The sequence below is a fragment of the Bacillus sp. DE0042 genome (genome assembly GCF_007680225.1).
Classification (GTDB): Bacteria; Bacillota; Bacilli; order Bacillales; family Bacillaceae_G; genus Bacillus_A; species Bacillus_A wiedmannii.
The window spans coordinates 116,966-128,892 of sequence record NZ_VEJP01000005.1 but is presented as its reverse complement, the minus strand read 5'-3'; the positions used below and the strand labels follow the sequence as shown (position 1 = coordinate 128,892).

At 38.3% G+C, this 11,927-nt stretch carries 11 protein-coding genes and 1 other annotated feature; of the genes, 2 read left to right on the top strand and 9 right to left on the bottom strand.

Annotated elements, in window-relative coordinates; genetic code table 11:
• Window positions 1-8: 8 nt before the first annotated feature.
• The 4 genes from FS802_RS19285 to cymR all read right to left on the bottom strand — a co-directional run bounded on the left by FS802_RS19285 (window position 9) and on the right by cymR (window position 3,508).
• Complete coding sequence (locus FS802_RS19285; RefSeq protein ID WP_000066386.1) at window positions 9-668, bottom strand: tetratricopeptide repeat protein; 660 nt, start codon at window positions 666-668, stop codon at window positions 9-11.
• Window positions 669-778: 110 nt separating this feature from the next.
• Entirely contained in the window at window positions 779-1,894 is a 1,116-nt protein-coding gene (mnmA, locus tag FS802_RS19280) for a tRNA 2-thiouridine(34) synthase MnmA (RefSeq protein WP_001038022.1), read from the bottom strand.
• Between the two features lie 16 nt (window positions 1,895-1,910).
• A complete protein-coding gene (locus tag FS802_RS19275; protein ID WP_098653235.1) occupies window positions 1,911-3,056 on the bottom strand; it encodes a cysteine desulfurase family protein in 1,146 nt (381 codons plus the stop codon).
• Between the two features lie 35 nt (window positions 3,057-3,091).
• Window positions 3,092-3,508, bottom strand: a complete 417-nt coding sequence (gene cymR, locus FS802_RS19270) for a cysteine metabolism transcriptional regulator CymR (protein WP_000704116.1) — start codon at window positions 3,506-3,508, stop codon at window positions 3,092-3,094.
• A gap of 292 nt (window positions 3,509-3,800) precedes the next feature.
• On the opposite strand from cymR, the gene FS802_RS19265 reads away from it, so the two are divergent.
• Both FS802_RS19265 and FS802_RS19260 read left to right on the top strand, forming a co-directional pair.
• Complete coding sequence (locus FS802_RS19265) at window positions 3,801-5,087, top strand: replication-associated recombination protein A (RefSeq protein ID WP_000812941.1); 1,287 nt, start codon at window positions 3,801-3,803, stop codon at window positions 5,085-5,087.
• 37 nt (window positions 5,088-5,124) lie between these two features.
• On the top strand, window positions 5,125-5,766 hold the full coding sequence (locus tag FS802_RS19260) for an RsfA family transcriptional regulator (protein ID WP_098653234.1): 642 nt from the start codon (window positions 5,125-5,127) through the stop codon (window positions 5,764-5,766).
• A gap of 428 nt (window positions 5,767-6,194) precedes the next feature.
• Here the strand turns inward: FS802_RS19260 and FS802_RS19250 are convergent, their stop codons facing one another.
• The 5 genes from FS802_RS19250 to FS802_RS19235 form a co-directional block, all read right to left on the bottom strand.
• Window positions 6,195-6,962, bottom strand: coding sequence for a tRNA threonylcarbamoyladenosine dehydratase (locus FS802_RS19250; RefSeq protein WP_000903180.1), 768 nt, complete (start codon window positions 6,960-6,962; stop codon window positions 6,195-6,197).
• Window positions 6,963-7,622: 660 nt separating this feature from the next.
• Window positions 7,623-9,398 (bottom strand): aspartate--tRNA ligase, encoded by a 1,776-nt coding sequence (aspS, locus tag FS802_RS19245; RefSeq protein ID WP_144525386.1) that lies wholly within the window; start codon window positions 9,396-9,398, stop codon window positions 7,623-7,625.
• Window positions 9,399-9,410: 12 nt separating this feature from the next.
• Entirely contained in the window at window positions 9,411-10,682 is a 1,272-nt protein-coding gene (gene hisS, locus FS802_RS19240; RefSeq protein ID WP_098653414.1) for a histidine--tRNA ligase, read from the bottom strand.
• 69 nt (window positions 10,683-10,751) lie between these two features.
• Window positions 10,752-10,982, bottom strand: a binding site (T-box leader).
• A gap of 54 nt (window positions 10,983-11,036) precedes the next feature.
• Window positions 11,037-11,213: a hypothetical protein gene (locus FS802_RS31205; protein ID WP_001242605.1), complete on the bottom strand. Its 177-nt coding sequence runs from the start codon at window positions 11,211-11,213 to the stop codon at window positions 11,037-11,039.
• Between the two features lie 268 nt (window positions 11,214-11,481).
• Window positions 11,482-11,922: a D-tyrosyl-tRNA(Tyr) deacylase gene (locus FS802_RS19235; protein WP_001266952.1), complete on the bottom strand. Its 441-nt coding sequence runs from the start codon at window positions 11,920-11,922 to the stop codon at window positions 11,482-11,484.
• Between the last annotated feature and the right edge of the window lie 5 nt (window positions 11,923-11,927).

Genomic DNA, 11,927 nt, shown 5'->3' with positions numbered 1-11,927 from the left:
TTTTCATCTTATTCAGCTTCTTGCTCCAATAAACGAACACCATTGCCAGCTAAAAAGTGATCTGGCTGAATTTCAGTTGCTTTCTTAAATAAAGTAAGAGCCTTCTCGTTATTTTCTTCAAATACGTACGCAACACCTAAATTATAATACGCATCTGCATGCTCTTCATCCATTTCTAATACCTTTTCAAAATAAGGTTTCGCCTCTTGAATATGTTCTAAACGTGCAAAGCAAAGTCCGCACTGAAACACAGCTTCTACATCGTTTTCATCTAATTCTGTTGCTCTTTGTAAAAACGGCAGTGCAAGACGATCATTTCCAAGTTGCACATGTGTAATACCTAACATAAATGTTACATCAGCTGATTGTAATCCCGCTTGCATCGCTTGTTCAAATACAGCCTTTGCCTCTGCAAATTGCTCTTGACCGTAATACACATTTCCTAATCCATAATAAGCAGCCGCAGATTTATCATCTAATTCTAATGCACGTTTATAAAATAAAATTGCTCTTTCACTATCACCTAGTGCATCTAATAAGTTCGCAAAATTAATGTATCCAAGCGCATCTTTCGGATTTTCTTCGATTGCTTCTGTGAAATTTTTAGCAGCTTCTTCCCAGTTTCCTTCCTGCATATATTGAATACCTGTTTCAAGTTTGTTTGACATGTCCTTCACCTCTACAACAAATTATAACAAAGAATGTATTTTCCAAGCGAACGAAAATTCGCTTTATGTAAAAGAAACCTCTAACCGCTAATCGGCAGAGGCTTCTCATTTTATCCTAAATAATCCAATTTCTTACCACTACGATATACTTCATCAATTGTAGCACCGCCTAAGCACTCATCTCCATCATAGAAAACAACTGCTTGTCCTGGTGTAATTGCACGAATTGGCTCGTCACAAAGAATACGAACTGTATTTTCATCAACGATTTGAACCGTTACTTTATTGTCTTCTTGACGATAACGGAATTTTGCTGTGCACTTAAATTCTTTTTCTTTCGCTTCATTACTTACCCAGCCGATATTCGTAGCAATAACTTCATCACCATATAGAAGTTCGTTATGGAATCCTTGATCAACATATAAAATGTTTTCTTTCAAGTTTTTCCCAACAGCAAACCATGGATCACCGTTACCACCAATACCAAGGCCATGACGTTGTCCAATTGTATAGTACATTAAACCGTCATGCTTCCCTTTCACTTCACCAGATAATGTTTGCATCACACCTGGTTGCGCTGGTAAATAGTTGCTTAAGAAATCTTTAAAGTTACGCTCACCGATAAAGCAAATACCAGTACTATCTTTCTTCGCCGCTGTCGCTAAACCAGCTTCTGTCGCCATTTCACGAATTTGCGGTTTCTTTAATTCACCTAACGGGAACATTGTTTTTGATAATTGCTCTTGGCTTAATTGATTCAAGAAATACGTTTGGTCTTTATTGTCATCAACGCCGCGAAGCATTTTATATTCGCCGTCCATATAAGCAACGCGTGCATAATGACCTGTCGCTACATAATCAGCACCAAGCGCAATTGCATGCTCTAAAAATGCTTTAAATTTAATTTCTTTATTACACATTACATCTGGGTTCGGTGTACGACCAGCTCGGTACTCATCTAAGAAGTACGTAAATACTTTATCCCAGTATTGTTTTTCAAAGTTTACTGCATAATATGGAATGCCAATTTGGTTACACACTTCAATTACATCATTGTAATCTTCCGTTGCTGTGCAGACACCATTCTCATCTGTATCATCCCAGTTTTTCATAAAAATTCCGATTACATCATAACCTTGCTCTTTTAATAAAAGAGCTGCTACAGATGAATCGACGCCACCGGACATCCCGATGACAACGCGTGTTTCTTGAGGTAGTTTGTTCATCATGTCACCTCCCATGCTAATTTTGTGTTAATCGCTTCACGATTTTCACTGTTTCGTACGCCGCTTTCTCAATTTGCTCTTTCGTATTTCCAAGCCCGAAACTAAAGCGTACGGATGAACGTATTTGATCGGAGTCTTTTCCGAACATCGCTACTAATACATGTGATGGATCAATCGAACCAGCTGTACACGCCGAGCCACTTGACACTGCAATGCCAGCTATATCTAAGTTCACAAGGAACGGTTCAATGTTCATTCCTGTAAAACTGATATTAAGCACATGTGGTAAGCGATATTCTAAGTTTCCGTTTACCTCGAAAGTAATGTCTTCATTTTTGAAGACAGATACCATTATATCTTTAAACTCTTCATATTGGGCATTTTTTTGCTCACGAGTTTTTTCAGCTAACAAAATTGCATGTTGCAAACCAACGATACTCGGTACATTTTCAGTACCAGCACGGCGTTTTCTTTCTTGCTCCCCGCCTATTAATAACGGTTCAAATTTCACATTTGCACCAGCGTATAGGAACCCTACACCTTTTGGTCCATTAATTTTATGAGCTGAAATCGATAATAAATCAATACCGAACTCTTTCACATCTATTTCTACTAATCCGTAAGCTTGTACCGCATCTGTATGAAAATAAGCTTGATGCTCTTTTAGCAACTTCCCTATTTCCGCGATTGGTTGCATCGTCCCAACTTCATTATTCCCAAACATAACGGATACGAGAATCGTCTCTTCTGTTAATGCATTTTGTATGTCAGAAACTTGAACTCGTCCTGTTTCATCAACAGGTAAATATGTCACTTCAAACCCTTCGCGCTCTAACAATTCACACGTATGCAAAATTGCATGATGTTCAATTCGCGTCGTTATAATATGGTTACCTTTATGACGGTTCGCACGTGCTACACCTATAAGTGCTAAATTATCAGCTTCTGTACCACCGCTCGTAAATATAATTTCATTCGGATTCGCATGAATGCTACGTGCACCCGCCCGTCTTGCCTCATCTACTACATGGCGCGTTTGACGTCCATAAAAGTGAATACTAGACGGGTTCCCAAATGTTTCTGTCATATATGGAATCATCTTTTCGACCACTTCTGGGTGAGTCGGAGATGTCGCAGCATGATCTAAGTAAATGCGTTCCATTAAATCTCCTTCTTTCCAAATCGTTTCACAAGGAATTAAATGTAAAACATATAGCCCCCGTGATTTTCTTCCTCATAACGTACTAAATCTTCTAACGTTGTACTATCTAACACTTCTTGCACCGCATCACGAACACGCATCCATAATTGGCGTTGTGCTGGTTCTTCTTCTTCTATCATTTCTACAACACTAATTGGACCCTCTAATACACGGATTACGTCCCCAGCTGTAATGTTAGCTGGCTGATCTGACAATACATATCCGCCATATGCCCCGCGCGTACTCTTTACTAGACGAGCGTTACGAAGTGGTGAAATTAATTGCTCTAAATAATGTTCCGATAAGTCATGTGCCTGCGCAATTGATTTTAAGGAAATCGGACCTTCACCAAATTTTTTTGCAAGATCGATCATAATTGTTAAGCCGTAGCGGCCTTTCGTTGAAATTTTCATCTATTTTGCACCTCTTTTCAAATTTTCACTTCTATTGGTTATATCTTATTTATAAAAGAACACAATTTAAAATCCTATGAAATTATAGCATAATATAGTATTATAAGAAATTTCAACTTGTGTATCAAAATGATAACATAAAATCACATTGAAAAACTCGGAAATTATTACAATTGAAAGAAAAATGAAAATATTTATATTCATTTTTCCCACAAAACAGCATCCTATTTCAAATTCCACTAAAAAAAATGATACGATAGAAAGAGATTATACATTAAGGGAGACGGTAAAAATGAAACAGCCACTCGCACATCGAATGCGCCCTACAAATATTCAAGAAATTATCGGACAACAACATTTAGTTGGTGAAGGAAAAATTTTATGGCGAATGGTCCAAGCAAATCATTTTCAATCTATGATTTTATACGGCCCTCCAGGCACAGGAAAAACATCCATTGCGAGCGCAATTGCAGGAAGTACTGGAACCCCTTTTCGCCTATTAAACGCTGTTACTCATAATAAAAAAGATATGGAAGTTGTCGTACAAGAAGCAAAGATGCATCGACACCTCGTTTTAATTTTAGATGAAGTACACCGTCTAGATAAAGCAAAACAGGATTTTCTATTACCTCATTTAGAAAGCGGACTCCTTACCTTAATCGGTGCAACAACGAGTAATCCGTTCCATGCTATTAATTCTGCTATTCGAAGTCGTTGTCAAATCTTCGAATTACACGCATTAACAGAAGATGATCTTTTAATCGGCTTAAAACGAGCACTTGAAGATAAAGAAAAAGGTCTCGGGGAATATGATGTAACGGTTACGCCTGAAGCATTACATCACTTTGCAAATGCATCTGGTGGAGACATGCGTTCTGCTTATAATGCACTTGAACTAGCTGTTTTATCTAGCTTTACAACGGACGAAAAAGCTGCGGTAATTACGCTAGAAATTGCAGAAGAATGCTTGCAAAAAAAGAGCTTCGTTCACGACAAAGGCGGTGATGCTCATTATGACGTATTATCGGCATTTCAAAAATCGGTGCGCGGAAGTGATGTAAATGCAGCACTTCATTATTTAGCACGTCTTATTGAAGCTGGTGATTTACAAAGCATCGGTAGACGTCTTCTTATTATGGCATATGAAGATATCGGACTTGCTAGCCCACAAGCCGGACCGCGTACACTAGCAGCTATAGAATCAGCGGAACGAGTTGGATTCCCGGAGGCACGCATACCACTTGCAAATGCTGTTATCGAGCTTTGCTTATCACCAAAATCAAACTCAGCTTACAAAGCACTTGATACTGCATTACACGATTTACGCAACGGTCAAACAGGCGACATTCCAAGTCATTTAAAAGATAGTCATTACAAAGGCGCAGAATCACTCGGAAGAGGCATTGGGTACTTATATCCACACGACCATCCAAATGGATGGGTACAACAACAATACTTACCTGATAAAATAAAAAACAAACAATATTATAAACCGAAAACGACAGGGAAATTTGAGCAAGCACTTTCTACTGTATATGAAAGATTACAAAGTTCGAATAAAACGAAAAATAAAGGGTAACATAAGCGAAAACGTCACCATTATGGAGGCTTCGCTTATGAAAACACGTCAAGATGCATGGACAAAAGAAGACGATCTCCTTTTAGCAGAAACTGTTTTACGACATATTCGCAGCGGTAGCACACAAATAAAAGCATTCGATGAAGTCGGCGATACATTGAACCGCACTTCCGCAGCTTGCGGATTTAGATGGAATGCTGAAGTACGAACGAATTACGAAGATGCGGTTCAACTTGCAAAAAAACAACGTAAAGAATTAAAACGCTCTGAGGCTAAAATAGAAAAAGAGCATTTCACGCAAACGAAACAACTCGTAATTGATGCCGAGTTTTCAGAAGATATTACGCCAAATAAACAAGAACTTACAATGCAAAGTGTCATTTCATTTTTGCAAAACTTAGAGCACAATAGCCCTTCACTCGCAAAGTTACAAACTGAAAATGACGTATTACAAGCTCAGCTCACGTCCCTGCAAAAAACAAACCATGAACTTGAAGCAAAATTAGCGGTCCTCTCAAAAAAACAACAAGCAATCGAAGAAGATTATGCCATGCTTGTTAGAATTATGGACCGTGCTCGAAAACTCGTTTCAGTTGAAGAACAAGAAGAACAGATCGCTCCAATTTTCAAGACAGATCAAAATGGTAATTTAGATATTATTTATTCTGCAGAAAACTAAAGAGGATGTCACCTAGTCGGGGTTTCTGACTGTGTGGCATCTTTTTCTCCGGTAAAAATCACATCGCTAAATTAATTTAAATAGATCAACAAACAAAAATTGACAACAATAAACCTCAAGTTCACACAAATAAACATCAGGGAATAATTAGATATTTATTACTTGAATGTTACTATAAAGATATATGTTTGAAAGGAGATGGTTGCTATTTCATTAATAGTCTTCAAAATAACACTCGGTATTCTCGTTCTAACATTAGGTTTTTTTACAATTCAGAGTTTAAAAAAGACTTCCGCCTATAAGTCGGATAAATACGATTATTCTTTATTAGGATTACTTACATTCGAATTATTAGTATTGCAAATATCTGCAATTCTTTAAAACATAATAGAAAAAGCATATATCCTAGACGGATATATGCTTTCCTTTTATTCTTGCCCTACACGCTTCACTTCAACATTTTTAATACGTTCACGTACAACGTGACTTGCCATAATTAGGCCTGCCACAGATGGTACGAATGCATTTGATGAAGGTGGTAATTTCGCTTTACGAATTTTTGCATTTTCGTCTGGTACGATTTCTTTACGTACTTCTTCACGAATTACGATCGGGTTTTCGTCAGAGAAGACAACTTTTACACCTTTTTTAATACCATCTTTACGAAGCTTCGTACGAATTACTTTCGCAATTGGATCTGTATGTGTTTTAGAGATGTCCGCAATACGGAAACGAGTTGGGTCCATTTTATTTGCTGCACCCATGCATGAGATAATTTTAATTTTTCGACGTAAGCACTGTTTAATTAAATGAATTTTGAACGTAATCGTATCAGATGCATCTACTACGAAATCCAATCCATGTTTGAAGAACTCTTCATATGTTTCATCAGTATAAAACATTTCTAGTCCAATTACTTCACAATCTGGATTAATGTCTGCGATACGCTCTTTCATTAATTCTACTTTTGAACGCCCTACAGTAGATACTAACGCGTGAATTTGACGGTTTACGTTTGTAATATCTACAACGTCTTTATCGACTAATACGAGACGTCCTACGCCAGAACGTGCTAACGCCTCTGCCGAAAATGACCCTACGCCGCCAATTCCTAAAATACCGACTGTACTATTTTTTAATATTTCAAGTCCTTCTTTACCGAAGGCTAATTCATTACGTGAAAATTGATGTAACATTCAGCTCTACACTCCTATTACAAAAATGGTCTACCATGTATTCTAGCGTTTTTCCGACTATTTGTATAGAAAAAGTTATAGAATTCCTAAAAATACATATTTCGAGAATAAAAACATAGTGTAAACCGGATTTTATTTCGCCCTAAATACACGTTTAAAAGGGAGGATTCAGAGAACCGAGCAGATCGAGGCACGTATGCTAGGAGGAGCACAGTGTAGGAGTACTACTCGAGCACCGGACTAGCATACATAACGATGAGATGCGACAGTTATCTAAACCGGACTTTTTAAATAACCCTTTCAATATACATTTAAAAAGGAGGATTTAGAGAACCGAGCAGATCGAGGCACGCATGCTAGGAGGAGCACAGTGTAGGAGTACTACTCGAGCACCGGACTAGCATACGTAACGATGAGGTGCGACAGTTATCTAAACCGGACTTTTTAAATAACCCTTTCAATATACATTTAAAAAGGAGGATTTAGAGAACCGAGCAGATCGAGGCACGCATGCTAGGAGGAGCACAGTGTAGGAGTACTACTCGAGCACCGGACTAGCATACGTAACGATGAGGTGCGACAGTTATCTAAACCGGACTTTTTAAATTTCCTCTCAAAAAAAGTCTAGACGGCTATAGTATAACCATCTAGACTTTATTCTTACTTCTCTTCTTTTAAGCTTAATTTTAAGTTTAACTCTTCAAGCTGTGCTTCTGCAACTGGGCTTGGAGCTTCTGTTAATAAGCAGCTTGCGCTTGCTGTTTTCGGGAATGCAATTGTATCACGAAGGTTCGTACGACCTGCAAGTAACATAACAAGACGGTCTAAACCTAATGCGATACCACCGTGTGGTGGAGTACCGTATTCGAATGCTTCTAATAAGAATCCGAATTGCTCTTGTGCTTCTTCTTGTGAGAATCCAAGTGCTTTGAACATTTTTTCTTGTACGTCACGCTCGTAAATACGAAGTGATCCACCACCAAGCTCATAACCATTTAATACAAGGTCATATGCTTGTGCACGTGCTTTTTCTGGTGCTGTTTCTAATAGCTCAACATCTTCACGGAATGGCATTGTGAATGGGTGGTGAGCTGCGAAGTAACGATCTGCATCTTCATCGTACTCAAGAAGTGGCCAATCCGTTACCCATAGGAAGTTAAATTTACTTTCATCGATTAACTCAAGCTCTTTACCTAGACGTAAACGAAGTGCACCTAAGCTATCTGCGACAACGCTCTTCTTATCTGCTACGAATAGTAATAAGTCGCCAGCAGTAGCTTCTAATGTAGCCATTAACGCGTTTGCTTCTTCTTCACCGAAGAATTTCGCAATCGGTCCTTTTAAGCCGTCCTCTTCCACTTTAAGCCAAGCTAGACCTTTTGCACCGTATACTTTTACGAATTCAGTTAATGCATCGATATCTTTACGAGAGTATTTGCTCGCAGCACCTTTTGCATTAATTGCTTTTACTTGTCCGCCACTTTCTACAGCACTTGTAAATACTTTAAAACCACAACCTACTGCAAATTCAGATAGGTCTGTTAGTTCCATTTCAAAGCGTGTATCTGGCTTATCAGAACCGTAACGAGCCATTGCATCAGCATATTTCATACGAGGGAATGGTGCACTCACTTCTACACCTTTTGCATCCTTCATAACTTTCGTCATCATGCGCTCCATCATATCTAAAATTTCATCTTGTGTTAAGAATGAAGCTTCGATATCGATTTGCGTGAATTCTGGTTGACGGTCTGCACGTAAATCTTCGTCACGGAAACAACGTGCTACTTGATAGTAACGCTCAAATCCACCGACCATAAGAAGCTGTTTAAATAATTGCGGAGATTGTGGTAATGCATAGAATTCACCATCATGTACACGACTTGGTACTAAATAGTCACGAGCTCCTTCTGGTGTGCTCTTCGTTAAAATTGGTGTTTCTACTTCTAAGAACTCTTCTGTGTCTAAGAAGTTACGAATTGTTTTCGTTACATCGTGACGCATTTTGAATGTGTTAAACATTGCAGGACGACGTAAGTCTAAATAACGATATTTTAAACGCACATCTTCTGATGCATCTATATCATCAGCAATAATGATTGGCGTTGTTTTTGCTGCATTTAATACGTTTACTTTCGTTGCTTGTACTTCAATACGACCAGTTGCCATATTGTCATTAATTGCGCCTTCACCACGCTCAACAACTGTACCTTCTACGTGCAATACGTATTCACTACGAATAGTTTCTGCTATTTCTAACGCTTCTTTTGATGTTTCTGGGTTAAATACAACTTGCACGATACCTGTACGGTCACGTAAGTCGATAAAGATTAATCCACCTAAATCACGGCGTTTTTGTACCCAACCTTTTAATTGAACTGTTTGTCCAACTGCTTCTACTGTTACTTTTCCACATGCATGTGTTCTTTCAGCCACTGTAAGTTCCCCCTATATTAATTTCTCTGCTACGTATGAAGCAAATACATCTAATGCTACTTCTTCTTGTTCGCCTGTTGCCATATCTTTTAAGTTAATGATGCCTTTATCTAGCTCATCTTCCCCTAATACAGCTACAAATTTCGCCTTTAGACGATCTGCTGATTTAAATTGTGCTTTCATTTTACGGTCTAAATAATCTTTTTCAACTGATAATCCAGCTTTACGAAGATCAAACGCAACTTTCGCAGCACGGTCTTTCGCTTTTTCACCAAGCGCTACAACATAACAATCAATACTATGTTCAATTGGTAATTCGATGTTTTCAGCTTTTAGCGCCATAATTAAACGTTCGATACTCATCGCAAAACCGATACCTGGCATTTCCGGTCCACCGATTTCTTGTACAAGTCCGTTGTAACGGCCACCACCGCTTAATGTAGTGATAGCACCGAAACCTTCTGCCTCACTCATGATTTCAAAAACAGTGTGTTGATAGTAGTCTAAACCACGTACTAAGTTCGGATCTTTTTCAAACGGAACATCCATCATCGTTAATAGTTCTTGAACTTTGTCGTAGTATACTGCTGAATCTTCGTTTAAGTATTCTGTAATAGATGGTGCTGTTCCCATTAATTCATGGTTACGGTCCTTCTTACAATCTAAAATACGAAGAGGGTTCTTTTCTAGACGAGATTGACAGTCAGAACAGAACTCGCCGATACGTGGCTCAAAGTGTGCGATTAACGCATCGCGGTGCGCTTGACGGCTCGCCGCATCACCTAAACTGTTTAATACAACTTTAATATTTTTTAAGCCCATGCCTCGGTAAAACTCTACAGCAAGTGCAATTACTTCTGCATCAATCGCAGGATCGTTACTACCGATTGCTTCAATACCAAATTGTACGAATTGACGATAGCGACCTGCTTGTGGTCTTTCGTAACGGAACATTTGACCGATATAGTATAATTTCGTTGGTTGTGTTGCATCACCGAACATTTTGTTTTCAACGTAAGAACGTACAACAGGTGCAGTACCTTCTGGACGTAATGTTAAACTGCGCTCTCCACGATCTTGGAATGAGTACATTTCTTTTTGTACGATATCTGTCGTATCACCAACACCACGTAAAAATAGCTCCGTGTGTTCAAAAATTGGTGTACGAATTTCTTTATAGTTGTAACGACGGCAAATTTCGCGTGCTTGCCCTTCGATATACTGCCATAACTCAACGCTACCTGGAAGAATATCTTGCGTTCCGCGTGGGATTTGAATAGACATATTCAGTTCCTCCTCAAATTGTTTTAATCTTAATAAAAATAAAAAAACTCCCGCCTCTACTGTTTGAACAGTAGGGACGAGAGTATTATACCCGTGGTGCCACCCTAATTGAAGCACGTATGCTTCCACTTTTTTAATAACGCTTAAATGTGCGTTCATCCCTACTAAGCATATATGCCGTTCAAGTTGAAACCTCTAGAGTGTCATTCAATCAGTCATCATGCAGAAATGTTTTCAGCCTAAGACATTTCTTCTCTTTCCATGTGTGTCTCATTTACTCTTCTCTATCAACGGTTATATTCATATGTAAATATAAAATTACTATACGTTTGTTGAGTAGGATTGTCAAGTACTCTAAGAGCGTTCAATCTGCTTCTTTAGACGCTTTACATCTTGAAGAGAAATCCCAAACTCAGAAGCAAGCTCCATTGAAGTATTGTTTTGCTCTTTTGAAATAAAATCATGAAAATTTACGTTAAACAGTTGATTTGCACCATTTGTAACAGAATGCCCTTTTTCATTCATACGCATACGTATATCCCTCACATTCAATATAGATGTTTTACTTTTTATTGTTCCATATTGATGAAAGAGTTATACATAATTGAAACAGCTATTGATTCCAAATAAAGTGTAACTTTAATGAATAGGGGTTTTGTCCATTGCCACTCATTATTAGCCCTCACTAATCAGGCTTTTACGGGCAGTGGATCTCCCACAAATAGCGAGATAAATGAACAAAACATACAACAATGTATAAAAAAGAGAGGATTATATAATCCCCTCTTCTTAAGCAACACTATTTACTATCCACAATTAAGGTCACCGGACCATCATTGATTAAAGAAACATCCATCATTGCTCCGAACTTCCCTGTTTCTACATGCAATCCTTGCTTACGAACTTCCTCATTAAAGAAATCATATAAACACTCTGCATAATCAGGTTTGGCAGCATCCATAAAGTTGGGACGTCTTCCCTTGCGGCAATCTCCGTATAATGTGAATTGCGAAATTGATAGAACTTGTCCTTCTACATCAAGTACAGAATGGTTCATCTTTCCACTCTCATCTTCAAAAATACGTAAGTTCGCAATTTTTTCTGCAATGTAAGTTGCATCTTTTTCTGTATCTTCATGCGTAATGCCAACTAGTAATGTTAAACCGAACGGAATTTGTCCTACGATCTCACCGTCTACTGTGACAGACGCTTCTTTTGATCGCTGTAAAACAACTCTCATCTTTT

Coding starts and splice junctions, on each gene's coding strand:
- FS802_RS19285 (WP_000066386.1), bottom strand. CDS start 668: ATGTCAAACAAACTTGAAACAGGTATTCAATATATGCAGGAAGGAAAC.
- mnmA (WP_001038022.1), bottom strand. CDS start 1,894: ATGAACAAACTACCTCAAGAAACACGCGTTGTCATCGGGATGTCCGGT.
- FS802_RS19275 (WP_098653235.1), bottom strand. CDS start 3,056: ATGGAACGCATTTACTTAGATCATGCTGCGACATCTCCGACTCACCCA.
- cymR (WP_000704116.1), bottom strand. CDS start 3,508: ATGAAAATTTCAACGAAAGGCCGCTACGGCTTAACAATTATGATCGAT.
- FS802_RS19265 (WP_000812941.1), top strand. CDS start 3,801: ATGAAACAGCCACTCGCACATCGAATGCGCCCTACAAATATTCAAGAA.
- FS802_RS19260 (WP_098653234.1), top strand. CDS start 5,125: ATGAAAACACGTCAAGATGCATGGACAAAAGAAGACGATCTCCTTTTA.
- FS802_RS19250 (WP_000903180.1), bottom strand. CDS start 6,962: ATGTTACATCAATTTTCACGTAATGAATTAGCCTTCGGTAAAGAAGGA.
- hisS (WP_098653414.1), bottom strand. CDS start 10,682: ATGTCTATTCAAATCCCACGCGGAACGCAAGATATTCTTCCAGGTAGC.
- FS802_RS31205 (WP_001242605.1), bottom strand. CDS start 11,213: ATGCGTATGAATGAAAAAGGGCATTCTGTTACAAATGGTGCAAATCAA.
- FS802_RS19235 (WP_001266952.1), bottom strand. CDS start 11,922: ATGAGAGTTGTTTTACAGCGATCAAAAGAAGCGTCTGTCACAGTAGAC.